This window comes from Martinezella sp. CNPSo 3732 (assembly GCF_057784515.1).
Map to the genome: position 1 here is coordinate 61551 of NZ_JBXSOO010000021.1, position 23553 is coordinate 85103.

Annotated in this window: 23 protein-coding genes; 14 read left to right on the forward strand and 9 right to left on the reverse strand. The window is 61.2% G+C overall.

Annotated elements, in window-relative coordinates:
* The first annotated feature begins 10 nt into the window (after positions 1 to 10).
* The 3 genes from AC13RM_RS26215 (at position 11) to AC13RM_RS26225 (ending at position 5715) form a co-directional block, all read left to right on the forward strand.
* Positions 11 to 3697, forward strand: coding sequence for a peptidoglycan-binding protein (locus AC13RM_RS26215; protein WP_167078281.1), 3687 nt, complete (start codon positions 11 to 13; stop codon positions 3695 to 3697).
* 288 nt (positions 3698 to 3985) lie between these two features.
* Positions 3986 to 4909 (forward strand): sulfite exporter TauE/SafE family protein, encoded by a 924-nt coding sequence (locus AC13RM_RS26220; RefSeq protein WP_113229358.1) that lies wholly within the window; start codon positions 3986 to 3988, stop codon positions 4907 to 4909.
* The gene (locus AC13RM_RS26225) at positions 4906 to 5715 is read left to right on the forward strand and encodes a TIGR02186 family protein (RefSeq protein ID WP_167078283.1); all 810 of its coding nucleotides are present in this window, start codon (positions 4906 to 4908) and stop codon (positions 5713 to 5715) included. The genes AC13RM_RS26220 and AC13RM_RS26225 overlap by 4 nt, the downstream gene beginning before the upstream one ends.
* On the opposite strand, the gene AC13RM_RS26230 is transcribed toward AC13RM_RS26225, so the two are convergent.
* The gene (locus AC13RM_RS26230) at positions 5716 to 6219 is read right to left on the reverse strand and encodes a winged helix-turn-helix transcriptional regulator (RefSeq protein ID WP_167078285.1); all 504 of its coding nucleotides are present in this window, start codon (positions 6217 to 6219) and stop codon (positions 5716 to 5718) included.
* A gap of 112 nt (positions 6220 to 6331) precedes the next feature.
* Here AC13RM_RS26230 and AC13RM_RS26235 point away from each other — a divergent pair, with 112 nt between their 5' ends.
* Complete coding sequence (locus AC13RM_RS26235; RefSeq protein ID WP_374821878.1) at positions 6332 to 6892, forward strand: dihydrofolate reductase family protein; 561 nt, start codon at positions 6332 to 6334, stop codon at positions 6890 to 6892.
* A 98-nt stretch (positions 6893 to 6990) separates the two neighbouring features.
* Here the strand turns inward: AC13RM_RS26235 and pdeM are convergent, their stop codons facing one another.
* Together pdeM and AC13RM_RS26245 are read right to left on the reverse strand one after the other, a co-directional pair.
* A complete protein-coding gene (gene pdeM, locus AC13RM_RS26240; RefSeq protein ID WP_488555854.1) occupies positions 6991 to 7728 on the reverse strand; it encodes a ligase-associated DNA damage response endonuclease PdeM in 738 nt (245 codons plus the stop codon).
* 40 nt (positions 7729 to 7768) lie between these two features.
* Positions 7769 to 10279: a ligase-associated DNA damage response DEXH box helicase gene (locus AC13RM_RS26245; RefSeq protein WP_440479979.1), complete on the reverse strand. Its 2511-nt coding sequence runs from the start codon at positions 10277 to 10279 to the stop codon at positions 7769 to 7771.
* A gap of 358 nt (positions 10280 to 10637) precedes the next feature.
* Between AC13RM_RS26245 and AC13RM_RS26250 the strand changes: the two genes are divergently transcribed.
* Together AC13RM_RS26250 and AC13RM_RS26255 are read left to right on the forward strand one after the other, a co-directional pair.
* Positions 10638 to 11141 carry an RrF2 family transcriptional regulator gene (locus AC13RM_RS26250; protein WP_440479968.1) on the forward strand — a complete coding sequence of 168 codons (504 nt, stop codon included), beginning with the start codon at positions 10638 to 10640 and terminating at the stop codon, positions 11139 to 11141.
* 31 nt (positions 11142 to 11172) lie between these two features.
* Positions 11173 to 11634: a carboxymuconolactone decarboxylase family protein gene (locus AC13RM_RS26255; protein ID WP_488555848.1), complete on the forward strand. Its 462-nt coding sequence runs from the start codon at positions 11173 to 11175 to the stop codon at positions 11632 to 11634.
* Positions 11635 to 12003: 369 nt separating this feature from the next.
* Here AC13RM_RS26255 and AC13RM_RS26260 read toward each other — a convergent pair whose 3' ends face one another.
* Positions 12004 to 13044: a glutamine synthetase beta-grasp domain-containing protein gene (locus tag AC13RM_RS26260; RefSeq protein ID WP_095433900.1), complete on the reverse strand. Its 1041-nt coding sequence runs from the start codon at positions 13042 to 13044 to the stop codon at positions 12004 to 12006.
* A gap of 442 nt (positions 13045 to 13486) precedes the next feature.
* Between AC13RM_RS26260 and AC13RM_RS26265 the strand changes: the two genes are divergently transcribed.
* Positions 13487 to 13678 carry a DUF2735 domain-containing protein gene (locus AC13RM_RS26265; protein WP_015338743.1) on the forward strand — a complete coding sequence of 64 codons (192 nt, stop codon included), beginning with the start codon at positions 13487 to 13489 and terminating at the stop codon, positions 13676 to 13678.
* Between the two features lie 9 nt (positions 13679 to 13687).
* Here AC13RM_RS26265 and AC13RM_RS26270 read toward each other — a convergent pair whose 3' ends face one another.
* Both AC13RM_RS26270 and AC13RM_RS26275 read right to left on the reverse strand, forming a co-directional pair.
* Positions 13688 to 14323: a YitT family protein gene (locus AC13RM_RS26270; RefSeq protein ID WP_113229365.1), complete on the reverse strand. Its 636-nt coding sequence runs from the start codon at positions 14321 to 14323 to the stop codon at positions 13688 to 13690.
* 107 nt (positions 14324 to 14430) lie between these two features.
* A complete protein-coding gene (locus AC13RM_RS26275; RefSeq protein ID WP_488555849.1) occupies positions 14431 to 15375 on the reverse strand; it encodes a class I SAM-dependent methyltransferase in 945 nt (314 codons plus the stop codon).
* A 167-nt stretch (positions 15376 to 15542) separates the two neighbouring features.
* On the opposite strand from AC13RM_RS26275, the gene AC13RM_RS26280 reads away from it, so the two are divergent.
* From AC13RM_RS26280 to AC13RM_RS26290, 3 genes are read left to right on the forward strand one after another with little or no spacing between them, the layout of a single operon-like run.
* Complete coding sequence (locus tag AC13RM_RS26280; RefSeq protein ID WP_047628163.1) at positions 15543 to 15809, forward strand: DUF6460 domain-containing protein; 267 nt, start codon at positions 15543 to 15545, stop codon at positions 15807 to 15809.
* A gap of 1 nt (position 15810) precedes the next feature.
* Positions 15811 to 16314: a CAP domain-containing protein gene (locus tag AC13RM_RS26285; RefSeq protein WP_440479971.1), complete on the forward strand. Its 504-nt coding sequence runs from the start codon at positions 15811 to 15813 to the stop codon at positions 16312 to 16314.
* A 16-nt stretch (positions 16315 to 16330) separates the two neighbouring features.
* Complete coding sequence (locus AC13RM_RS26290; protein ID WP_440479972.1) at positions 16331 to 17680, forward strand: MATE family efflux transporter; 1350 nt, start codon at positions 16331 to 16333, stop codon at positions 17678 to 17680.
* Here the strand turns inward: AC13RM_RS26290 and AC13RM_RS26295 are convergent.
* Both AC13RM_RS26295 and AC13RM_RS26300 read right to left on the reverse strand, forming a co-directional pair.
* Positions 17656 to 18744, reverse strand: coding sequence for a quinone-dependent dihydroorotate dehydrogenase (locus tag AC13RM_RS26295; protein ID WP_440479973.1), 1089 nt, complete (start codon positions 18742 to 18744; stop codon positions 17656 to 17658). The two genes, AC13RM_RS26290 and AC13RM_RS26295, sit on opposite strands and share 25 nt — an antisense overlap.
* On the reverse strand, positions 18741 to 19097 hold the full coding sequence (locus tag AC13RM_RS26300) for a DUF952 domain-containing protein (RefSeq protein WP_488555855.1): 357 nt from the start codon (positions 19095 to 19097) through the stop codon (positions 18741 to 18743). The genes AC13RM_RS26295 and AC13RM_RS26300 overlap by 4 nt, the downstream gene beginning before the upstream one ends.
* Positions 19098 to 19202: 105 nt before the next feature.
* Between AC13RM_RS26300 and AC13RM_RS26305 the strand changes: the two genes are divergently transcribed.
* The 4 genes from AC13RM_RS26305 (at position 19203) to AC13RM_RS26320 (ending at position 22261) form a co-directional block, all read left to right on the forward strand.
* On the forward strand, positions 19203 to 19631 hold the full coding sequence (locus AC13RM_RS26305; protein WP_285175400.1) for a hypothetical protein: 429 nt from the start codon (positions 19203 to 19205) through the stop codon (positions 19629 to 19631).
* Between the two features lie 126 nt (positions 19632 to 19757).
* Positions 19758 to 20426 carry a S24 family peptidase gene (locus AC13RM_RS26310; protein WP_285175401.1) on the forward strand — a complete coding sequence of 223 codons (669 nt, stop codon included), beginning with the start codon at positions 19758 to 19760 and terminating at the stop codon, positions 20424 to 20426.
* Between the two features lie 15 nt (positions 20427 to 20441).
* Positions 20442 to 21671 carry a thermonuclease family protein gene (locus AC13RM_RS26315; RefSeq protein WP_285175402.1) on the forward strand — a complete coding sequence of 410 codons (1230 nt, stop codon included), beginning with the start codon at positions 20442 to 20444 and terminating at the stop codon, positions 21669 to 21671.
* A gap of 176 nt (positions 21672 to 21847) precedes the next feature.
* Positions 21848 to 22261 (forward strand): tellurite resistance TerB family protein, encoded by a 414-nt coding sequence (locus tag AC13RM_RS26320; RefSeq protein ID WP_015338732.1) that lies wholly within the window; start codon positions 21848 to 21850, stop codon positions 22259 to 22261.
* A 54-nt stretch (positions 22262 to 22315) separates the two neighbouring features.
* Here the strand turns inward: AC13RM_RS26320 and AC13RM_RS26325 are convergent, their stop codons facing one another.
* Positions 22316 to 23191, reverse strand: coding sequence for a transporter substrate-binding domain-containing protein (locus AC13RM_RS26325; RefSeq protein ID WP_285175403.1), 876 nt, complete (start codon positions 23189 to 23191; stop codon positions 22316 to 22318).
* Positions 23192 to 23553: the final 362 nt, after the last annotated feature.

Genomic DNA, 23553 nt, shown 5'->3' on the forward strand with positions numbered 1-23553 from the left:
GAGCAAAGATATGAGCGGATCGCGATCAAATCCTACCGGTACGGGCGACTGGACGTCGCTGGATGCTCTGAGCCGCACGATCGAGGGGCTGGAGGCGCGTATCGAAGGGCTGATGGGAACCGCCGCGGCGCGCGATACGCGCCAGCGTGTCGCTGCCGGCTATGCGCCTGCCCCCGAACGAGCCGCACCGGAGCGGATGTCGCCCCGCCCCGAGCGCGAGCAGTATGCCAGCCGCGCTTACGAGCGCCCGCTGCGCAACGAACGCCATGAGAGCGATCTCCGCTCCGATCCGCTCGCCGAAATCCGCCAGCGTCAGCGCACGCTGGAAGCAAACCGCGAACGACTGCAACCGCGGCGTGAGGAAATCGCGCACGCAGAACCGCAGCCGGCCCGGCGTCCGCTCGACAGCTATCCGCAGCGCCAGCCGATGAGGGCCGCTGCCGCCGAAGCTCCAGTCGACATCGCCCAGGCGCTCGTCAACCTTCGCCAGGATCTGAAGCGCGACATCGCCGAGAGCGTGACCCGCGAAGTCTCCGCTCTGCGCGCCGAAATCCGCGATATCCGCGAGAACGCCGAAGACAAGCATTTCGTCGCCGATGTCCGCCAGGACATGGCCAGGCTTGCCGACAGTATCAACCAGCTCGCCGGTCAGCCGGAAACCGCCGGACTGAAAGCCGAATTCGACGAGCTGCGCTCACTGATGGACGGCCTTGCCCGCGAGGAATCCCTGCATCACGTCGAGCGCCAGGTGAAAGCCATCGACACGTCGGGCCTGCAGGACGAGCTCGTCTCGCTTGCCTATCGCCTCGATGACATCAAACAGCATCTCGGCGGCATGAACGACAGCCCGGCCGTGCATGCGCTGGAAAACAAGCTGCTCACGATCGCAACCGCGATGGAAAGCCTCGGCTCGATGATGCAGCCGCAGGACCAGGCCATGCAGCGGCTGGAAGGCCGCCTTAGCGGCCTTGCCGACCAGATCGACCTGATGAGCCGCGATGCTGCAGGCCGGCGTCAGCCTGCCGACGATCTTTCCGGTCGTCTCGAAGCGCTCGCCATGCGCATCGACGAGCTCGGCAGCGCCAAGGCCGTCGCCCGCCTCGAAGAGCGCCTCGACCAGCTCTCGCATCTGATGGAGCGTTCGCAGAAGGCCGCACCGCAGCCGGAGCTCGTCACCTATCTCGCCGACATCTCCCACAAGATCGATGCGCTGGAACATGGGTCCGTCGGCAACGTACTGGCCGACCGGCTGGATTATCTCGCCCGCCGCATCGACGAGATCGATTTTCATCCGCCGGCTACGGCCGCAAGCATGGACGACGGCATGGCGCGCCGGCTGGAAGGCCGCCTCTCCGACATCGCGGCCCGGCTCGAAGCCAGCACGGCTGCACCCGCCACGGATACGCAGGCACTGCGCAATCTCGAAGAGCAGATCGCCCATCTCTCGACACTGCTGACCGCCGAGCCGCGAGCCGCCGCCGACCATCTGCCCCCGGATTTCGACCGCCGGATGAGCGCGATCGAAGACTATATGGCGACCAACGACGAATATATCATCGAAGCAGCCCGCCATGCGGCGGAAACCGTCGTCGAAGCCTATTCGCGCGAGGGCGGCATGGGTCATGGTGCGCAAGCAGCCGACATGGCGGCATTGACGGCCCTTGCCGAAGACCTTCGTCATCTCGAGGATCTCAGCCGCGCCAGCGACGAGCGCACGCACCGCACCTTCGAAGCCCTGCACGACACGCTGCTGCAGATCGCCGACCGCCTCGACCATATGGAACAGCGCCGGCCGGCGCCCGCCATGCCGGCCGCGACATTCGAAAGCGACGTCTTTGCCGAAGAGGATGCCCCAGGCCTGAAGCCGCCCATGGCCGCGCAGCAGAAGACAGGTCCGATCATCCGCACGGTTGCGCCCGCCGAAGCCTCTGTCTCGGCCGAAGTTGCCGTCGCACAGGCGATCGACGCCAATACGAAGGCCGAAATCAAGGCGGCAGTGAAGAAGAGCGGCAAGTCCAGCCTGTTTGCGAGCCTCGGCAAGCGTTTCTTTACGCCGGAAAAGGCCGAGCCGATCTTTCCGCCGGACCGTCCGGTCATCGAACAGGCGCCATCGATCGATCCCGCCGACGTAATGCCCGGCGAAGAGGCCAACGAACTACTGGAGCCGGGTTCCGGCGCGCCTGATATCAAGAAGATCCTTGAGCGCGTGCGCGCCAGCCAGACCACGTCGCGCAGCGGAAACACGCGCCAGCCGACCGAAAACGAACGGGCGGATTACATCGCAGCCGCCCGGCGCGCCGCACAGGCTGCCGCCATGGAAGTCGATCAGACGCAGCGCTCGGCTCCTGCTTCCACCAAGGATGCCAGGAAGGGCGGCGCCTTCTCGCGCTTCCGCCGGCCGATCCTCCTGGCGTTGGGCGCCGTCATGCTCGCCATCATGGCCTATCCGCTGGCGAACACACTGACGCGCGGCCAGAAAGCGCCAGCACCGGCCCAAGCATCGACGATGGTCGCGCCTGCGGACAGCGCCGCGACCAATACCGTCGCCGCCAATGCGAACCCGGCCGCCAGCAATCAGCAGCCTGCTGCAAATCAGGCCGCCGTACCTTCGGTTTCCACGACGCAGACGGCGGAAGTCCAGCCCGCCCCCATGGCCAGCGATCCCGTCGCAGCGCCAGCCAATGACCACCTGACGGCAGCGACCCCGCTCGACGGCAACCAGACGGCAAGCGAAGAGTTGGCGCCTGCCGGCAGCGCACCTGCGCAGCAGGCCACCGCTTTCGTTCAGACTGAGAATACGACCGCGGCAACTCCCGCCGCCACGCCGGCAGCGCCTGATATCGCCGTGCCTGACGGCATACAGCCGCCATCGCTCGTCGCTGCCGCCAAATCGGCCGATCCGGTCGCGCTCTTCGAAATCGGCGCACGCTATACGGATGGCCGCGGCGTTGTTGCCGATATGAAGCAGGCCGCGAACTGGTATCAGCTTTCGGCCGATAAAGGTTATGCCCCGGCCCAGTACCGCCTCGCCAGCATGTATGAGAAGGGCAACGGCGTCGATCGAGATCTCGTCAAAGCCAAGCAATATTATGAGCAGGCCGCCAATCAGGGCAATGCCAGCGCCATGCACAATCTCGCGGTTCTCTACGCCTCGGGCACAGTAGGACCGCAGGATTATGATAGCGCGGCGAACTGGTTTATCCGCGCCGCCGATCTCGGCGTCTCCGACAGCCAGTTCAACCTCGCTATCCTCTATGCACGCGGCAACGGCGTGAAACAGGACCTGCAGGAATCCTACAAATGGTTCGCGATCGCTGCGAAGAGCGGCGACAAGGACGCTGCTCAGAAGCGCGATGAAGTCGCCAACGCCATGAAACCGGCCGATCTCGAAAGTGCGCGCGCCAAGGTCGACCTCTGGAAAGTGCAGCCGGGCGACCCGAAGGCAAACGGCACTGACATTCCTGACGAATGGACTACCGGCAAGGGCGTGAATACAGCCTCGATCGATATGAAGAAGGCCATCCGCAATATTCAGGCCATCCTCAACAAGAATGGCTTCGATGCCGGTGCGCCCGACGGCGCCATGGGCGACAAGACAGTGGCCGCCCTGAAGAGCTTCCAGAAATCCGTCGGCCTGCCGGCGGATGGACGGGTCACCGATCAAGTGGTCAAAGAGCTGCTCGCCCGCAACAAGTAGCTTTAGGATTTCGTTCGAAAAGCGATCAAACAAAATGCCGGCGTCAGCACGCGGGCATTTTTGTTTAGGAAGCTCAGAGCTGCCACATCCCTACGGTGCCGGCTGTTCCGCTATACAGCGTCACAGAAAAGTGGAAAAAGCCGGGTTAGGGTGAAATCCGGCAATTCGAAAACTGTGGCGGCGGCGCCTTTCCTAAGGCTCTGGCAATGATTTCAGATTAGCATCCGCCATTTAAGGGGAAATGGGCTTCGGTCACCGCGCCGAAAAGCCTGCAAATGGGAACAAGGCGTGACGATCTATCTGCCGATTGCAGAATTGTCGGTGAATATTTTGATTATTCTCGGCATGGGAGCAGCCGTAGGATTTCTCTCCGGCATGTTCGGCGTCGGCGGCGGTTTCCTCATCACGCCTCTTCTGATTTTCTACAATATCCCGCCTGTTGTCGCCGTCGCGACCGGCTCCAATCAGGTCGTCGCCTCCTCGGTTTCGGGAGCGCTCAGCCATTTTCGTCGCGGCTCGCTCGATCTGAAACTGGGCTCAATCCTGCTGGCCGGCGGCTTGGCAGGGGCAACGTTCGGCCTCTGGCTATTCGTGCTGTTGCGAAGGCTCGGCCAGATCGACCTGATCATCTCGCTGATTTACGTGATTCTCCTCGGTACGGTAGGCTCGCTGATGCTGTGGGAAAGCGTGCGGGCCATGCGCCGTGCGGCCGGCAAGCTGCCGCCGGCAACCGGCAAGCCGCGCCATCACAACTGGGTGCAGCGGCTGCCGTTGAAACTTCGGTTCAAGAAATCCAAGCTCTATCTCAGCGCCCTTCCGGTGATCGGCCTCGGCTTCTTCGTCGGCATGCTGACGCCGATGGGTATCGGCGGCGGCTTCATCCTCGTGCCGGCCATGATCTATCTGCTGCGCGTACCCACCAACGTCGTTGTCGGCACCTCGCTGTTCCAGGTCATTTTCGTGACGGCCTTCACGACAATCGTCCAGGCCGCCACCAACTATTCCGTCGATATCATCCTGGCTTTCCTGCTGATGGTGGCGGGCGTCATCGGTGCGCAATACGGCGTTCGCGTGGGCCAGAAGCTGCGCGGCGAGCAATTGCGCGCGCTCCTCGGCCTCCTCGTCCTGGCCGTCGGTCTTCGCCTCGTCATTACGCTCGTGGTGACGCCGGCGGACGTTTACTCCGTCGTCATGGAAGGAGTGAGCCGATGAGAGGATTCGGACTGCTCCTTGCTGCCGCATTGCTGCTCGCTCCGCTCTCCACGCGGGCGCAGGTGCTGCTCGATCAGCCGACGACTTCGACTACGGCGCGGGAGACGATGGAGATCGGCACGTCGACGAGCGAGATTGCCATTACCTCGGACTTCACCGGCGCCGATCTGACGATTTTCGGCGCGCTTTCCAACACCGACCAGCTGCTGCTGGCCATCGGCCAATACGATATCGTCGTCGTGCTGGAGGGGCCGCGCGAGAATGCAACGGTTCGCAGGAAAGAGCGCGTCTTCGGCATATGGGTCAACACTCGCTCGATGACATTCGAGCATGTGCCGGAAGCCTATTCGCTGTCGAGCACGCGCGCGGTCGACAATATCACCACGCCGCTCGAACTCAGCGACCGCGGTATCGGCGTCGACCATATTCCACTGACGCCGGTCGGCTTCGTCGGCAATGTCGGCGATGTGCCGGAATTCCGCAATGCCTTCCGGCGCCTGCAAAAGACAGGTGGGCTCTATGAAAGCGATCCCGCCGGCGTTCGCTTCGTCAGCTCCTCGCTCTTCAAGGCAACACTCAGGGTACCCGCCGATGTGCCGAACGGGGTGCATATGGTGCGTGCCTATCTCTTCAAGAGCGGCAAGTTCCTGAGCGAAAAATCGCTGCCGCTGCGCGTCATCAAGACGGGGATAGAGCAGACGATCACGGATGCGGCGCATCAACGGCCGATCACCTATGGCATTTTTTCGGTGCTGCTGGCCCTCGTCACCGGCTGGAGCGCAAGCTTCATCTTCCGGAAGAACTGATCAGCCGCCTTTCCGACGACTGGCGACCTCGATATAGGCTTCGGTCAACCGGTCGAGCACCGAGGGCGTGCCGGGGGGCAGTACCTTGCCGAGATGCTTGGCACGCAGCTCGTCCATAAAATCATCCCAGAGCTCCTGGCCGCCATCTTCCAGAAGCTCGGCCCGGATCGACAGCTCTTCGGACACCGGAAGATGCTTGCGGCCCCAGGCGCCCATATGGGCAAAGAGGGGCACGAGGTCGATCGACATTTCCGTCAGGCTGTAGACGGCCTTCTGTTTGTGAGTCGGATCGTTCTCGCGGGTCAACAGGCCACGCTCCACCAGCCGCTTCAGCCTGTCCGCGAGGATATTGGAGGCAATCCCCTCCTGCGACTTCTGCAGCAGCTCGCGAAAATGCCGGCGATTGCCGAACATGATGTCCCTGATGACGATCAGGCTCCAGCGATCGCCGAGGATTTCGAGTGTCAAATTGATCGGGCAGCCGGAACGAAGCAGCGCGTCCATAAGGACCTCCAAAAACTGCTTGCATTTTGCTATCAGAGTATTTAGTTTGCAACTGATTTCTTTTAACAACCAGTTTTGATTATGATCCGGTTATCGCAATGGAGGAGAAGTGATGAGGAAGCTCGTTATCTGGAATCTCATGACGCTCGACGGTTATTTCGAGGGAGCCAAGCCCTGGGACCTCGATTTTCACATGCTCGCCTGGGGCGATGAGCTGGAACACTATGCGACCGAGCTCGGCAAGGAAGGCGATCTGCTGATCTTCGGGCGCAAAACCTATGAAGGCATGGCCGCCTATTGGCCGACCGCGACGGAAACGTCTGACATCACCACCTATATGAACGGCATCGCCAAGATTGCCGCTTCGCGGACGCTCGACAAAGCAGACTGGAACAATACCCGGGTTGTCGGCGACATTGTCGCTGAAGTGAAGAAGCTGAAGGAAGAACCGGGCAAGACCATGTTCGTCTTCGGCAGCGCCGAAGTGACGGATGTGTTGCTCAAGGCTGGGCTAGTGGATGAGATCCGCATCTGCCTCGTTCCGGTCGTCCTCGGCGCCGGCAATCCGCATTTCAAACCGGCGGCCGAACAACGGCCGATGAAGCTCATCGATTCACGCTCGTTGAAGACCGGCGCGGTGATCCTGCGCTATGAGCCGGCGAACGCGGCCTAGAGCTTTTTCGCTTTTGTTCGAATCGCGAAAACGCTCTATCTTCGTGTTTTTACGCAATTCCTGGCGGAAAACCGCTTCGCACTTTTCCTGGAGTTGCTCTAAGCCGAGAGATTGCCGAAACGGACGGAATAGATGCGGTCGCGGCCGAGCAGGTGCGCAATCAGGCTCTCCCGCTCGAAAAGGCCGGCCATGGCCTTGTGGCGAAGATCGAGGCCACCGGTCATCACGCCGAAGGCCGGCATCAGCAGGCGGGCGCCATCCGTTGCAAAGCACGGGCGGCGCACGGATTTTTCGCGACGCCGAACCGTGGCGGAGGGATGCAGGTGGCCGGCGATCTCGCCGGCCTGCAAGCCCGCTTTCGGTTCATGGCGGAAGGTAAGCCTGCCATAATGCATCTCGTCGACCGAATGGCCGGGGAGATCGACCGTGCCGTCCGGATCGTGATTGCCGTTGATCCAGATCCATTCGCGGCCGCGGGCCATGTTGACGATCAGGCGGCGAAACTCGTCCGGCAGATGCTGCGAACCGACGCGATCATGGAAATTATCACCCAGCGAAACGACGAGTTTCGGATCGTAGCGCGAGATGACGGCGGAAAGAACAGTCAGCGTCGCCAGCGTATCGTATGGCGGCAGCATCATGCCCCGGCGGGCAAAGGCCGCGCCCTTTTCCAGATGCAGGTCGGAGACGACGAGAATGCCGGCATCCGGCAGATAGAGCGCGCCGAGGGGATCACAGACGGCGGCGACACCATGAATGACGGCCTCGACGCCCAGCGCGCTGGCTACGCCGTTGCCTTGAGCATTTATATCTCGCGCTAGCGCCAGGCGGTTCATCACTTTAACAATCTACCTTCGTCGTGTGCCCTGCAGCATCCTATTCCATCGCCTCGCGGATCAGGTCGTCGGCCGCTTCCGCAAGCAGGGAATCGTGAGCCTCGCCCGGCACCGGCACCTTGCCGATTTCCAGCATCACCGGCACGGCGAGCGGGGAAATATGGTCCAGCGCGCGATGGGTTATATGGCCCTTGATTCGCTTCAGCATATCCGCAAGTCGGCCAATATCCAAAAGTCCGGTCGCAGCATCCTGTCTCGTCGCCTGCAGGAGGATATGATCGGGCTCGTGGCTGCGAAGCACATCATAGATCAGATCGGCCGAAACCGTTACCTGCCTGCCGGTCTTTTCCTTGCCCGGATGCCGGCGCTCGATCAAGCCGGCAATCACGGCGCAATTGCGGAAGGTGCGCTTCAAAAGAAAGGATTCATCGAGCCACGCCTCGAGATCGTCTCCGAGCATATCCTCGTCGAAGAGATCGGAGAGGCTGAGGCGCCCGTTGGCGATCATCAGCCCCATATCCTCCAACCCCCAGATGCCGAGAGAATAATCGGTCGCGACGAAGCCCATGGGCTTGGCGCCGGCGCGCTCCAGCCTTCGGGTCAGCAGCATGCCGAGCGTCTGGTGCGCCAGCCTTCCCTCGAAAGGATAGGCGACCATGTAGGCGCGGCTGCCGCGCGGGAAAGTCTCGATCAGAAACTCATCGCGCTTCGGCAGCAGCGACTTCTCGTTCTGAATTTCCAGCCAATCGCGCACCTGATCCGGCAGACGGTGCCGCCGGTCAGGATCGGCAATCATCGCCCGCACCTGATCGGCGAGATAGGTCGAAAGCGGAAACTTGCCGCCGGCGTAGGAGGGGATTTTCGGATCCAGCGAGAAGGCCTGCGAGGCCAGGCATTCGCTCTCGCGGATGCCTTCGAAGCGCAGTACCTTGCCGGAAAAGAGGAAGGTATCGCCCGGTGCCAACTGCTCGACGAAATATTCCTCGACCTTGCCTAACGGCGCGCCACCTCTTCCAAGCGAGCCCAGCGCGTTGCGTTTCACCAGACGGATATTCAGCATCGCCTCTTCGACGATCGTGCCGAGGTTCAGGCGATATTGCTGCGCGACCTGCGGATTGGAGACCCGCCAGCGCCCATCCGCAGTCTTGCGGATTCGGGCATAGCGCTCATAAGTCCGTAGCGCATAGCCGCCGGTGGCGACAAAATCGACGATGCGCTCGAAGGTCTCCCAGGAAAGCTCGGCATAGGGAGCGGCACTCTGCACCTCATCGTAGAGTTCCAGCATGTCGAAGGGTTCGGCGCAAGCCATGCCGAGGACATGCTGGGCGAGAACGTCGAGCGCACCGGCACCGATCGGCGGCGTGTCCTGGGCGCCCATATAGTTGGCATCAAGTGCACCCTGGCATTCCATGACCTCGAAGCGGTTGGCCGGCACAAGGATCGCCTTCGACGGCTCGTCCATACGGTGATTGGCGCGGCCGATGCGCTGGGCAAGGCGGCTCGCGCCTTTCGGCGCGCCGACATGAATGACGAGATCGACATCGCCCCAGTCTATGCCGAGATCGAGTGTCGATGTGGCGACGACGGCGCGCAGCCGGTTTTCCGCCATGGCCGCCTCTACTTTCCGGCGCTGGCCAACATCGAGCGACCCGTGGTGCAGGGCGATCGGCAGATTGTCATCATTGGCCGACCATAGCTCCTGAAACAGCATTTCCGCCTGCGAGCGCGTGTTGACGAAAAGCAACGTCGTGCGATGCGCCTTCAGCTCGCGATAGATATCGGGGATCGCATATTTGGCGGAATGGCCGGACCAGGGGATGCGTTCTTCCGTGGACAGAATCGAGATATCGGGCTTGGCGCCGCCCTCGACGATGACGAGGCCGGCGTGGTGCTCTTGCCCCGGCCGCTGCGCCACCAGCCATTTCTGCAGATCCATGGGATCGGCGACCGTCGCTGAAAGGCCGATGGTCTGCACGCGCGGCGCCAGCTTGCGGATACGGGCAAGGCCGAGCGATAGCATATGGCCGCGCTTGGAGATGACGAGCGAATGCAGCTCGTCGAAGACGATGTATTTCAGATCCTTGAAGAAGCGCTCTGCCTCGCGATTGGCGAGCAGCAGCGCCACCTGCTCGGGCGTCGTCAACAGGATATCGGGCGGGTTGAGCTTCTGCCGCTGCCGCTTGCCGCTTGGCGTATCGCCCGTGCGGTTCTCGACCGTGACAGGCAGGCCCATTTCCGAAACGGGCTTCATCAGGTTGCGCTCGATATCGACGGCAAGCGCCTTCAATGGCGAGATGTAGAGCGTGTGGATGCCGGTGAAGGCCGAGCCGGGCGGAATTCTGCCTCGCCGGGTGATATCGGTGAGCGACGGCAGGAAGCCGGCGAGCGTCTTGCCGGCGCCGGTGGGAGCAATCAGCAGCGTGCTTTCACCGGCCTCAGCGCGGGCCAGCAGTTCCAACTGATGGGCGCGCGGCTGCCAGCCCTTTTCCGCAAACCAGCGGATGAAGGGGGCAGGCAGGGCAAGGAGGCGGTCGGCGTCGATCTGGTCCACGGGCTGAATGTAGTTGAAATGTGGAGGATAGGAAGCGGGGAGCTGGAGAAGAGCAAGGACGATCCGGCCACTCCTCTTCTGCGCCAAGACCGCCATGTGTCCATGGTCTCCACACGCACCGTCATCCTCGGGCTTGACCCGAGGATCCAAGCACAGGCGCTTCCGATTGGTATCTAAATCGCTTGATGGCGCAAGGATGGATACGCCCTTGTCTGCCATCGCGCGGGGCTGCGAGGCTTGGGCATGGTTCCTCGGGTCAAGCCCGAGGATGACGGCGCGCGTGGGGACGTTCGCATTCCCTACTTGACTCCCATCATAATCATAGATAAAAATTATCCATGATTTGAGAGGCGCGAAAATGAAGCTCGGAGACGGTGTTGAACAATCCATCCATTGCGTTGGCATGCTGGCTGGCCTGTCCGATAGCGGCGTGCTTTCGGCGGCTGCCCTTGCCGAATTTCACGGCGTTTCGGTCAGCTACCTTCTGAAGCATCTGCAGGCGCTTTCGGGTGCCGGCATTCTCGATACCGTGCCGGGACCGAAGGGTGGCTATCGGTTGGCGCGCAAGCCGGAGGAGATCACCCTGCTCGATATCGTGCTGGCGGCTGAAGGCCCTGCACCCGCCTTCCGCTGTGCGGAAATCCGCCAGCGCGGTCCGAACCCGCTGGAAGGGCGCTACTTCGCCAAGCCCTGCGGCATCAATGCCGCCATGCTGGCGGCCGAGCGCGTCTATCGGGCTGAATTGGCAAAGACAACGATCGCCGACGTCCTGACCGATCTCAGGCAGACGGACACAGATGGCGGGATCGCCGCGAGAGGCTGCGCCTTTCTCGAGCTGCATGAACGCAAGACCAGAAACTGAACCTCAAGCTTTAAACCCAAGGAGAAGACCCATGCATCCGCGTTTCAACTTCGCCAAAGCCTCCCCGGACTCCTACAAGGCCGTCGTCGCGCTGGAAAACTTCGTCCAGGGCAGCGGCCTCGAACGGCGCTTCATCCATCTGATCAAGCTCCGGGCGTCGCAGATCAATGGCTGCGCCTATTGCGTCGACATGCACTCGAAGGAAGCCCGGCACGATGGCTTGAGCGAGCAGTGGATCAACCTGATGTGCGTCTGGTGGGAATCGCCTGTTTATGACGACCGCGAGCGTGCTTTGCTCCGCTGGGTGGATTCCGTCACCAAGATCGCTCAGACCGGCATTCCGGATTCCGACTACGAGCCGTTGAAGCAGCATTTCAGCGAAGAGGAGATCGTCAAGATCACGGTGGCGATCGGCACGATCAACATCTGGAACCGCCTCGCCGTCGGCTTCCGCTCGCAGCATCCGGTCGATGCGGCAAGCAAGGCTGCTTGACTACGCTCTTCCCAGCATGTGATGTGCCGCCGCTTGCTCCCCTGGGCTTTCCCTTGAGCTCCGTCATCCTCGGGCTTGACCCGAGGATCCAGGCACAAGGAAGTCGGCTCGGCAGGAATGCTGTTAACGAGTACCGGCGAGCGCGCATCTTTCAAGCGGCGTCCTTGCGTATCGTATCGCATGTTCCGCAGCTTGGGCGTGGATCCTCGGGTCAAGCCCGAGGATGACGGACTGTGGGGTTAGCAGCGGGGGCCCAAGAAAGTCTGGGCGACAGCGGCTACTTGATAACCTCAAAACGAAAAACGCGGGGCCAAAACCCCGCGTCATTCACTTGTTCTATCGAGCTCGGCGAACCGAAGCTGAGAAGTCTTAGGCAGCAACCGAGCCGAAGCCAGCCGTCGGAACTTCCGAGATCGTCTTCAGGACCTGCGAAGCGATCTGGTAGGGGTCGCCTTGCGAGTTCGGACGACGATCTTCGAGGTAGCCCTTGTAGTCGTTCTTGATGAAGGAGTGCGGAACGCGGATCGAGGCGCCGCGGTCGGCAACGCCGTAGGAGAACTTGTTCCACGGTGCCGTCTCATGCTTGCCGGTCAGACGCATGTGGTTGTCCGGGCCGTAGACAGCGATGTGGGCTTCGAGGTTCTTGTCGAACTGAGCCATCAGCGCTTCGAAATAGGCCTTGCCGCCGACTTCGCGCATGAACTTGGTCGAGAAGTTGCAGTGCATCCCCGAACCGTTCCAGTCGGTATCGCCGAGCGGCTTGCAGTGGAACTCGATGTCGATGCCGTACTTTTCGCACAGACGCAGCAGCAGGTAGCGTGCCATCCAGATCTGGTCGGCTGCCTTCTTGGAGCCCTTGCCGAAAATCTGGAATTCCCACTGGCCCTTGGCCACTTCAGCGTTGATGCCTTCGTGGTTGATGCCGGCTTCGAGGCAGAGGTCGAGGTGCTCTTCAACGATCTCGCGAGCGACATCGCCGACGTTCTTGTAGCCGACGCCGGTGTAGTACGGGCCCTGCGGAGCCGGGTAGCCGGATTCCGGGAAGCCGAGCGGACGGCCGTCCTTGTAGAAGAAGTATTCCTGCTCGAAGCCGAACCATGCGTCTTCATCGTCAAGGATGGTCGCGCGGCTGTTGGACTCATGCGGCGTAACGCCATCAGGCATCATGACTTCGCACATGACGAGAGCGCCGTTGGTACGGGCTGGGTCCGGGTAGATGGCGACGGGCTTCAGCACGCAATCCGAGCTGCGGCCTTCGGCCTGCATCGTCGACGAACCATCGAAGCCCCAAAGCGGAAGCTGCTCGAGCGTCGGAAATGCGTCGAATTCCTTGATCTGCGTTTTACCGCGCAGGTTCGGTACCGGGGTGTACCCGTCGAGCCAGATGTACTCGAGCTTATATTTCGTCATTACGCACCTCATAACAGTTAATCAGGCGAAGTAGGAAAACTTGCCCGGCGCGCCCGCCGGAAAATTCCTCACTACGAACGGCTGCCAGGAGAGATGCATGTGCCGTGCCAGATCGCATCGACACCCGGCCTATCAGGCGAGATTTTTATGATTCAGACGCGTTCCGGCAAGATTTCCCGGTGCCAAGCATCAGATTCTTTTCAATTGCCGCCATGGTTCCAATCGAGCTGCCAAAGTGTCGCAGGCTCAGCCCGCCCTAAAATGGATTGGAAAATCGACAGATAAAAGAAGCGGCATTCGCTGCACTACCGTCGAATTGCCTATAATTTCATCATTTAGCATTTTTTTTAAGCGGAATGGTGATATTCGTCTTCGGCTTTGCTATATATGAGCTGTCTCTTGAAGCGCGCCCGCTTGAACACCAAAAAGGGAGAGACAACGAATGGCAATCGGTACTCGGCACGAAACCGCAAAGATCTATCAGTTTCCCGTTACGGCTCGTCCCACGGCGCTCAGCCAGCGTCCGAAGGTGAACCTCACCCCGGATATCGGGCCGTCCATTGCGACGGCCGCATTCGACAGCTGGTATCACGAAGCCGCGATCGTCGAATCCGACGAGACCCGCAAGCAGTAAGCTTCGGCTTCACAGCGCTATATAGCGATCCGAGCGATGATTGATCGCGACGAAGAGGTTGAGCGCGATTGCGCCGATCACCGAGCAGATGACCACAAAGGGCGTGGTCACCGCAAAAGCGACTGCAAGCACGCATAGGTCGATCGCAAGCTGCACCAGCCCTGCCCTGATGCCGAAACGCTCCTGCAGGTAAATCCCCAGAATGCCGACGCCGCCGAGGCTGGCGCGATGACGGTAGAGCGCGAGCAGCCCGAAGCCGAGCAGAATGCCGCCGAGCACCGCCGACCAGAGCGCGTTGATATGCGCGATATCGAAAAGCAGCGGCTGCAGGTTGGTCAGCAGCGAGGTCAGCGCGATGGCGATGAAGGTCTTGATGGTGAAGACCGGGCCGAGCTGTTTCAGCGAGAGATAGAAGAACGGCAGGTTGACCACAAAGAAGGCCAGGCCGAAATTCACGCCGATCGCGTAATGCAGCAGGAAAGCGATGCCGGCGGTGCTGCCGGTCAGAAGGCCGGCGCTTGAAAGGCAAAATAACCCGAGCGAGGAAATCAGGCTGCCGGAGACGATGCCTTGAATATCCTCGATCCACGAATGCCGGGTCGCGGACGTCTTCCAGATACCAAATGCGCTCTTTGCGTTTGCCATGTGATTTCCCCTGGGTTTCAGGGCTTTTTGCTGAAATCTCATGCGACAATCAAGCGAAAATACGTAAGCAATGCTGACCTATTTCAAATTCGCAAGATTCGAAATCATCAGGCCGATTTACTCGCAATGAACAGAATGCCGTGGACGGGTTTTCCGCCATCCATACGAATGATGCTGCGGGCCAAATCCCGCACGGTGAAGTCATGATGAGCCAGCATTTCCCTGACATAGGCTTCCGAATGGGCAAAACGCAGGGAATCTCGCAGCACATAACCGTCCGTCTGCTGCGCATCCTCGACCGAAAAGGCAAAGACGGCGCCATCGGCCGAAAGTTTCTGCACGACCGCCATTACGCCATGCAGATCGCCGAGATACATCAGCACGTCGGCGGCGGTGATCAGATCCGCCCGGCCAGCCGCAAGCCCGACATCGAAAATGCCTGACAGCTCCGGCTCCAGCGAGAGGTCGGCCTGGCCGAGATGATCGTAGACATTCTTCTCGGCCGCCTTGGCAAGCATACCCTTCGACAGGTCGTAACCTTCCAGCCGACCGACACGGGCGCGGATTTCCGGCCCGAGCAGACCCGTGCCGCAGCCGAGATCGACGGCAAGGCGGAAATGTTTGGGGATGTCAGTCGTTTCAGCGATCAGCGTGGCCAGCTTGCCAGGCACGCTATAGCCGAGCTTCTCGACCAGCGAGGTTTCGAAGCGGTCGGCATAGTCATCGAACAATCGCTCGACATAGAGGCTCGGCGGCCGGTCCGGCACTTCGGCACCGCCGAGAACGGCAAGCTTCAGGCGCGCGCCGAAGACATCGCCCGCATCAAGCGCCAGCACCTCGTTCAGCGCTGCGATCGCGCCCGGCGCATCGCCGGCCTTCTCGCGATAGGTTGCAAGCGTGAACCAGCCCGCCGCCCAGCGCGGCGCGAGCTCCAGCGCCTGCTCCATCAGCTCGGCGGCACTCGCGGGCTCGCTGCTCTCGGCAAGCATCTTCGCATAGTCGGCGCGGCGGTCGGCGATGACATCGCCGGAGGAAAGCTGGCTCGGCAACATGGGTTTCATCCTGTTTGACGCTCGCCTTTGAACGCGGCCATAAAAAAACTCAAGTCCTATTTCAGGCAGACGCTGGTTTAGGGTGTAAGCTGGGGCGAAAGTGCTTGCGAGTCGCAGGCGCCGGCCCTATCTCAACACCGACCGACTGCCATTATGGAGACGTCAGCATGTCCGATCAGGTGAACAGATTCCTTGGCGACTCGCCAGGCAGAACGCTGGTGAAGCTCGTCATCGTGTCGCTCGTCGTCGGCTTCGTGATGAAGTTCTTCGGCTGGCGGCCACTCGACTTCCTCTATGGCGTCCGCCGCTTCCTGCTCGATCTCTGGCACAGCGGCTTTGCCGCGCTTGGCGAATTCGGCGATTATGTGCTGCTCGGCGCATCCATCGTCATTCCGATCTTCATCATACTTCGTTTGTTCAATTACCGCAGCTGACATGACCTCCCAGACACTGACCTTAACGCGCCGCGATGCGTTGCGCCTCGCTGCTCTTGCGCTTACCGCATCCGTTGCGAGCTGCGCCACGCCGCCCGCCCGGATTTCCAATATCCCTTCCAGCGACCAGACCGCCTCCGCCCTGCCGCTCGTCAATGCACTGCGCGCCAAGAACGGCTTGCCGCCATTGAAGATCGACACGGCCGCCAGCACCGCCGCCGTCTATCAGGCCCGGCGCATGGCGAATGCTGGCAAGATGGAGCACCTGATCGGCCTCGGCGACAATTTCGGCAAGCGGGTCAAGGCAAGCGGCGTCAAGCTGCCGGCAGCCGAGAACATTGCCGAGGGGCAGCGCGACGTGAATGCAGTAGTGACGGCCTGGATCAATTCGCCGAAGCATTTGCACAACATGCTCGGCAAATATGATGGGCTTGGCGTCGCTCTCGCCTATGCACCCTCTTCCGGCGACAGGCCTTATTGGTCCATGGTGCTGTCCTCGAACTGAGGAGGCGTAACGTCAAATGGATGTCCAGCAAGGGAGCCGGCGGGTTCTGCCCTTCGACGTGACGCATCGGCTCGTGCTGTCGATCGCGCTTCCGATGACGCTCGGCTTCATGACGACACCGCTGCTCGGCCTTGTCGATACGGCCGTCGTCGGCCATATGGGCCAGCCCGACGCGCTCGCCGGCCTTGCGATCGGCGCCGTGTTGTTCGATCTCCTTTTCTCAAGCTTCAACTTTCTGCGCGCTTCGACGACAGGGCTGACCGCGCAAGCCTATGGCCGTCACGATCGGCACGAACAGCAGGCCGTCTTCTGGCGAGCGCTGATATCGGCGCTCACATCAGGCATCCTGATCGTGCTCTTGTCGCCTCTTCTCCTTTGGCTCGGCCTCAAGCTCATGGGGCCGCAAGGCGGCATCGCGGATGCGACGCGCACCTATTTCTCCATCCGCATGCTGTCGGGACCGGCAGCGCTTGCCAATTACGCGCTGCTCGGCTTCGTGCTCGGCCGCGGCCAAGGCCGTATCGGGCTCTTACTGCAGACCGTCATCAATGGCGTCAACATCATGCTCGCCATCCTGCTCGGGCTCTATCTAGGCTGGGGCGTCGCCGGCGTTGCCTGGGGTACCCTGATCGGCGAAGCGAGCGGCATGCTGCTGGGGCTTTTCATCGTGCTGCGCAGCTTTGCCGGTGAGGAACGGCCGGCGCGCGCGGAGCTGCTCTCGCGCGTCAAGCTCATGCAGCTCTTCGCGCTCAACCGCGATATCCTGATCCGGACCTTCGTGCTGATTGCCGCCTTCACACTGATGACACGCATCGGCAACAGCTTCGGCGCCGTCATGCTTGCCGCCAATGCCGTGCTGATGAACTTCTTTCTGCTGTCAGGCTATTATCTCGACGGGCTCGCGAACGCGGCGGAGCAGATCACCGGCCGCTCGATCGGCGCCAATTATCGGCCGGCCTTCGAGCGCGGATTGAAGCTGACCGGGCTCTGGTCCTTTGGGCTGGCGCTTGCCGCCGCCATTTTCTTCTTCACGGTTGGGCCGGCGCTGATCCGCCTGCTGACAACCTCCGAAGAGGTGCGCCTCGCTGCGGAGACCTATCTGCCCTGGGCAGCGATCACCGGCCTGACCGGCGCACTCGCCTTTCTGATGGATGGAGTCTTCATCGGCGCCACATGGTCGCGCGAGATGCGCAACAAGATGCTGCTCTCCTTCGGCGGCTATCTCATCGCGCTGGCCATCCTCGTGCCGACGCTCGGCAATCATGGGCTCTGGATAGCCATGAATGCCTTCCTGCTGTTTCGCGGCATCTTCCTGGCCATGGGCCTGAAGAAGCGGGCGGATCAGACGTTCCGGTTCGCCCAGTAATCCAGCTTGGCATCGCGCAGATCGCGGATCGAACCGGCGCGCTCGCGGTCGAGCAGTTTCGACAGGCCGGCAACGATCTGTGACGGCAAGCCCGGCCCTTCATAGACCATGCAGGAATAGAGCTGCACGAGATCAGCGCCGGCCTTGATCTTCTCGAGCGCCGTCTCCGCTGAGGATACGCCACCGACCCCGATGATCGGCAAAGCGGCACCCACGCGGCGGCGCATCTTGGCAAGCACCACGGTCGATTTTTCGAAGACCGGCTTGCCCGACAGGCCGCCGGCCTCTTTGGCCTGCCGCTGATCCTTCAGGCCATCGCGCGCGAGCGTAGTGTTGGAGACGATCAGGCCATCGAGCGCATGCGACAGTGCTTCCGCGGCGATATCGTCCATGCCCTCCTCCGTTAGATCGGGCGCGATCTTGAGAAAGACGGGAATGCGCTTGCCGGCCTTGGCCGCTTCTTCGTCGCGGGCAGAAAGCACGGCCGACAGCAGGGCCGACAAGCTTTCGCGCGCCTGCAGATCGCGTAGGCCCGGCGTGTTCGGAGAGGAGATATTGGCGGTGAAATAGCGCGCCACGGAATAGAAGCGGCGGATACCGGCGACATAATCGGCGATGCGGTCGGCGCTATCCTTGTTGGCGCCGATATTGACACCGATGATACCATTGCCACGGATGGTTTTGAGGCGCTGAAACGCTGCCTCATGGCCCTCATTGTTGAAGCCGAGGCGGTTGATGACGCCTTCGTCGTCGACTAGGCGGAAGATGCGCGGACGCGGATTGCCTGGCTGTGCCTTCGGCGTCACCGTGCCGATCTCGGTAAAGCCGAAACCGAGTTTCAGCAGCGCCTCCGGCACTTCGGCATTCTTGTCGTAGCCGGCAGCCATGCCGATGGGATTGGCAAACTCGAGCCCGGCCACGGTCTGGCGCAGGCGCGGATCGGCGTTGATACGACAGGCCGGAAGCAGCCCCGATTTCAACGCCGTTATCGACATGCCGTGCGCGGTTTCCGGATCGAACAGGAACAGGCCGCGCCGGCCGAGATCACTAAGGGCGCCGATCATTCCGGCATCTCCGGAAAGAGGTGAGCGCCATCGTCGCCAATTGGCAGCGGCTTTTCCCAGAGCACGGCCGAAAGCGGCAGCGGCGCATAAAGATGCGGGAAGAGATCGCCGCCGCGGGAGGGTTCAAAGACCAATTTGTCGCCGAGGACGTCGCCATCGACCGCGACCAACAGTAGCCCGGTCTGCCCGGTAAAATAGAGCTCGGCGGTTTTCTTTGCCTGCTTCGCGGTGGAGAGATGAATGTAGCCGTCGGTCAGATCGATCGCCGCGCCATGAAAAACGCCGCTTTGTCTGGCTTGCTGCCAGAGCGTGTCCGGCACGATCTTGTAAACCACTGGCATGGCGGTCATCATCCCTCTGTAAAGCTGTCCTGATAGGGCTTTGCACGAAAACATCAGCCGATGTCCACGGTTTCCGTGATGGATTTGGGGTTTAACGCAGAAAATCCGGAGGATGACATGACGAAGGAACTGAAAATCGGCCTTGTGGCCATGCTTCTGCCCGCTGCTTTTCTTCTCTCCACACAGGCTTTGTCGGCCGAACCGGATGCGGAACGCTTCCAGCTGGAGCGCAGCGGCGATCACTTCATTCGGCTCGACAAGCAGACCGGCGCGATGTCGATCTGCCAGGATCAGGGCGGCAATCTCGTCTGCCGCATGGCGGCCGACGAGCGCACAGCCTATGACGATGAGCTGGACCGGCTTTCCGACCGCGTGACGAAGCTGGAAAAGACAGTCGCCGCAAACAAGGGATCAAGCCTGCCCGACGATGCCGAGATCGACCGCACGCTCGGGATCATGCAGAAATTCATGCGTGGCTTCATGGGCATGGCGAAGGAGTTCCAGAACGAGCAGCCGGACGTCAAGCCGCAGCCGCAGAAGACCTGATGCCGCCACGAAAGCACGGGGATAAAGGATCCTATTCCTATGCCGGTCTTTACTCGCCAAAATGCCTCGGTTAACCTTTTTTAAAGAGCAGAGCGCCGGGCGAGCCGGCGCGGATACCGAGCGGCGATGCTGTCACACGAGCAGATATGGGGTGCGATCGACCGGCTTGCCGAGCGGCATGCCTTGACCCCTTCCGGCCTTGCCCGCCGCGCCGGTCTCGATGCCACCTCCTTCAACAAATCGAAGCGGCTGAGCCAGGACGGACGTCTGCGCTGGCCATCGACGGAATCGATCGCCAAGATTCTCGATGCGACGGGTGCCAGCCTGGAGCAGTTCCTGAGCTTCATCCGGCCCGCCGAGCCACGGGGCGCTACTACTCCGCCAAACGGGATTTTGCCGGCCGGCAACGCCATACCGCTGATCGGCTTTGCCCAAGCGGGCGCAGGCGGCTTCTTCGACGATGGCGGATTTCCAGCCGGTCAGGGCTGGGACATGGTGGAATTTCCCGTCGCTGCCGGGCACAGGACCGGCGCCTATGCGCTTGAGGTGCAGGGCGAAAGCATGTTGCCGCTCTATCGCGACGGGGATATTCTGATCGTCGAGCCAGGTGCTCAGATTAGAAAAAACGACCGTGTCGTCGTGAAGACCCGCGAGGGCGAAGTCATGGCCAAGGTCCTGCTGCGGCAAAGCGCCAAGTCGATTGAGCTTTTGTCGCTCAATCCGGAACACCCCAACCGCAGCTTCGATCTTGCGGATGTGGAATGGATTGCCCGCATCATTTGGGCCAGCCAATAGGAAAGTTTTCTCGTTATGCGTCGTAATATTTGGCTTGCAGGTGTGGCAGGCGTGATCGTCGGTTCTTGGTTGACCCTCGTCGCGATTCAGGTCGGTGAGCGTGGTTTCAGCCTGCCCCACCGCGGCCACAGCGAAACCACGGACGAAAGCAAGCCGGCTACGGCTGCGCCGAGCGAGACCGCCAAGGCCGACACCACGCCACCAAAGGCTATCGAGGCACCCACGCCTGCCGAAACCACGAAGCAAAGCGACGCAAATTCAGGTCAGGCGCAATCGGAAGGCCAACCAGTAGCGCAGGCCGCCGGCTCGGCCACACAAGCCACGAAGGGTAAGGCGACGATCCTAGCTACAGCGTCCCCTTCGACAAACAGCTCCGACAGCAGCCCCGAACTGTCCGCCGCGGCTATGGCGGCGGCGGCACAGCCGGCGACGCAACAGGACGACAAGGTTCCGACCGACCCTGCCCGTTCGAACGACGTATCGACGAAGCCAGAGGAAACCCAAAAGCTGCCGCCTGCGATAAAGACTGCGAGCGGCAAGAACGCCGCCATGTCCCAGGCCCAGCAACCAAGCGAAACCACGCCGGATACGGCGGCTGCCGCTTCATCGCAGACGGCATCTGACAATCATGCCAAGACCGATCCCGTCCCGGACAACCGGATACCGGCCGACCAGATCGACAGGGAGACGGCGGCGGCCGAACATCGAACCCTGCCGCCGGAGTCGCCGCAGCAAAAGTCTCAGCCGGCGTCTCAGTCCGAACAGGCAGCGCTTGATCCCGCATCCAAGCCACAGGAGCAGACGACGACGATCGAACTCGTCCGCCCTTTCTCGGATCAGGCCGGCATATTGACCATCACCGGTAGGAGCGTGCAACTCACCGGGATCATTCCGACCGATGTCGACCGAATGTGCACCGGCCCGAGCGGGAAGGACTGGCCCTGCGGCCAAGCCGCGCGCACCGCATTCCGCATGTATCTGCGTGGCCGTTCAATCGATTGCGATGTGCCCGATGCCAACTGGAAAGGCACCGTCAAGGGCGCCTGCCGCTATGTCCGGGTCGATCTCAGTTCCTGGCTGGTGCGCTTCGGTTGGGCGGATCCGGAGCCGGGCTCGCCGCTCGCATCGCTCGTTGACGAGGCCAAGCAGAAGAAGCGCGGCATGTATGGCGACGATCCACGCAAGAATGGAAAATCGACGCTCGGACCGGCCTTGCCCAAGGAAGACCCGCTCAATCCGATCTGACGTCTTGCTTCCGCCACTGCAGCCATGCGTCACATATGACGCGCAAAGGCCGCTGTAGCACTTTTAATCCGCCGCATAATTCCTTAAATCGATTCCGATCTAAGGAATTATGCAGTAACTTTTGCCATGAGACGCGCGGCTTTTCAGCTTGCCAAATTCAAAGGACTTCGCCTGTCATGAACAAGCCGCTTTCTGCTCACGAGGCCCTGATCTACGTCATGGTACTGGCCTCGGCCGTCGATCGCACGATGAACGACCGGGAACTCAGCCGCATCGGAGAACTCATTCACGCCCTGCCGGTCTTCAAGGGGTTCGACGACGAGAAGCTGATTTCCGTTTCCCGCGATTGCGCCAAGCTCCTTTCGAACAATGAGGGATTGGATATCGTGCTCGAAACCGTGCGCGACACGCTTCCCGCCCGTCTCTACGACACGGCCTATGCGCTGGCCGTCGAAGTCGCTTCAGCCGACCTGTCGGTCAAGGCCGAGGAATTGCGCCTGCTCAGCCTGCTTCGCGACCGTCTCGGCCTCGACAAACTGACCTGTGCGGCCATCGAGCGCAGCGCGATCGCCCGCTACCGCAAGGCCTGAGGCATTACGCATTCCGGACGGAAAACCGCTGCGCGGTTTCCTGAAATTGCTGAATCAGTAAAGCCCGTAAGGGAAATAGCGCAGATAGATTTCCTGCAGCCTGCCATCGCGCGACAGGGTGGCAAGCGCGTGGTTGATAGCGGCCGTCAGATCGCCATCCTGCTGGCGCAGCATGATGGTCATGCCTTCGCCGAGAAACTGCTGCGACAGATAGGGGCCGTCAAACAGAGCGCAGCATTTTTCCGCCGCCGGCGAAGAGACCCAGAACGAAAGCTGCAGGCCATCGGCAAATGCCGCATCGACCTTGCCGTCCTTGACGGCGGCCAGAAGCCCATCCTTGTCGTCGAACGGTACCGGCTTGATCGCCGGGAAGAAGGCCGCCAGCATCGCTTCGTGCACTGTTCCCTTGACGACGCCGATCGGATGCCCAGAAAGCGAAGCTGTGGTCGTGCCGCCGATCGATGCCTTGAGATTGCGCACGAAACGGGCCGGCAACATCAGGAAGGGTCGCGAAAAGGCGAAGGTCTTGCGCAGTTCGGGCGTGACCGCAACACCGGCGATGACGGCATCGCCTTGCGAGGCGGCCAGCGCGCCCTGCAATTCGCCGAAGGGCAAGGCCTGGATCTGGCATTTGTCCGCTATTGCGAGCTCGTCGCAGATCTTGCGGGCAAGCTCGACATGGAAGCCGGTGAGCTTGCCGTTCTGATCGAGAAAATTGAAGGGCGGAAAATCGATCGACGTCAGGAAGCGCAGTCTGACCAGCGAGGATAGGTCCGGTTTCGGCAGGCGTTCGCGCGCATCGAAGAGGATCGGCAGGTTCTGCGGCTTCGTCTCCTGGGCGGCCAGCGGCAAGGCGCAGGAGGTGACGATCAATACCGCTCGCGCCAGAAGCCGGGCGATTGACATCGTCGACGAAAGGCAAACACGCATGGTCTTGATCCGGCCTCCGGTCGTGGATGCACATTTTTGGTTCACGAATCCGATGTAGCAGAGTCACGCCGCAGGGGGAATATCGCGCGGCGCAATGGCGGCACTCGTGACTGCAGGATGAGTGGCGGAGATCAACCACATCGGCCAGTTGCGCGGTTTTGAACATGTGCAAATTAATGGGGGAATTCCACCCGGCAGTCTCCGCCGTTAGCAGTCGATTAAGCTCTATTGATTGTACTCTCGCCACCGACGACATCGGCTCCAAGCCGATCGCATGACGCAGGTCGTCTGGGCCTTCCTGGCAAGGTATCACGTAGACTCGGCTTCACCCGTGCACATCAGGCAGCCCCCTCCCCCAAAGA

Excerpts from the sequence above, each read along its gene's own strand:
- AC13RM_RS26215 (WP_167078281.1), top strand. The coding sequence starts at position 11 with ATGAGCGGATCGCGATCAAATCCTACCGGTACGGGCGACTGGACGTCG.
- AC13RM_RS26225 (WP_167078283.1), top strand. The coding sequence starts at position 4,906 with ATGAGAGGATTCGGACTGCTCCTTGCTGCCGCATTGCTGCTCGCTCCG.
- AC13RM_RS26230 (WP_167078285.1), bottom strand. The coding sequence starts at position 6,219 with ATGGACGCGCTGCTTCGTTCCGGCTGCCCGATCAATTTGACACTCGAA.
- AC13RM_RS26235 (WP_374821878.1), top strand. The coding sequence starts at position 6,332 with ATGAGGAAGCTCGTTATCTGGAATCTCATGACGCTCGACGGTTATTTC.
- pdeM (WP_488555854.1), bottom strand. The coding sequence starts at position 7,728 with ATGAACCGCCTGGCGCTAGCGCGAGATATAAATGCTCAAGGCAACGGC.
- AC13RM_RS26250 (WP_440479968.1), top strand. The coding sequence starts at position 10,638 with ATGAAGCTCGGAGACGGTGTTGAACAATCCATCCATTGCGTTGGCATG.
- AC13RM_RS26255 (WP_488555848.1), top strand. The coding sequence starts at position 11,173 with ATGCATCCGCGTTTCAACTTCGCCAAAGCCTCCCCGGACTCCTACAAG.
- AC13RM_RS26260 (WP_095433900.1), bottom strand. The coding sequence starts at position 13,044 with ATGACGAAATATAAGCTCGAGTACATCTGGCTCGACGGGTACACCCCG.
- AC13RM_RS26265 (WP_015338743.1), top strand. The coding sequence starts at position 13,487 with ATGGCAATCGGTACTCGGCACGAAACCGCAAAGATCTATCAGTTTCCC.
- AC13RM_RS26270 (WP_113229365.1), bottom strand. The coding sequence starts at position 14,323 with ATGGCAAACGCAAAGAGCGCATTTGGTATCTGGAAGACGTCCGCGACC.
- AC13RM_RS26275 (WP_488555849.1), bottom strand. The coding sequence starts at position 15,375 with ATGTTGCCGAGCCAGCTTTCCTCCGGCGATGTCATCGCCGACCGCCGC.
- AC13RM_RS26280 (WP_047628163.1), top strand. The coding sequence starts at position 15,543 with ATGTCCGATCAGGTGAACAGATTCCTTGGCGACTCGCCAGGCAGAACG.
- AC13RM_RS26285 (WP_440479971.1), top strand. The coding sequence starts at position 15,811 with ATGACCTCCCAGACACTGACCTTAACGCGCCGCGATGCGTTGCGCCTC.
- AC13RM_RS26290 (WP_440479972.1), top strand. The coding sequence starts at position 16,331 with ATGGATGTCCAGCAAGGGAGCCGGCGGGTTCTGCCCTTCGACGTGACG.
- AC13RM_RS26295 (WP_440479973.1), bottom strand. The coding sequence starts at position 18,744 with ATGATCGGCGCCCTTAGTGATCTCGGCCGGCGCGGCCTGTTCCTGTTC.
- AC13RM_RS26300 (WP_488555855.1), bottom strand. The coding sequence starts at position 19,097 with ATGATGACCGCCATGCCAGTGGTTTACAAGATCGTGCCGGACACGCTC.
- AC13RM_RS26305 (WP_285175400.1), top strand. The coding sequence starts at position 19,203 with ATGACGAAGGAACTGAAAATCGGCCTTGTGGCCATGCTTCTGCCCGCT.
- AC13RM_RS26310 (WP_285175401.1), top strand. The coding sequence starts at position 19,758 with ATGCTGTCACACGAGCAGATATGGGGTGCGATCGACCGGCTTGCCGAG.
- AC13RM_RS26315 (WP_285175402.1), top strand. The coding sequence starts at position 20,442 with ATGCGTCGTAATATTTGGCTTGCAGGTGTGGCAGGCGTGATCGTCGGT.
- AC13RM_RS26320 (WP_015338732.1), top strand. The coding sequence starts at position 21,848 with ATGAACAAGCCGCTTTCTGCTCACGAGGCCCTGATCTACGTCATGGTA.
- AC13RM_RS26325 (WP_285175403.1), bottom strand. The coding sequence starts at position 23,191 with ATGCGTGTTTGCCTTTCGTCGACGATGTCAATCGCCCGGCTTCTGGCG.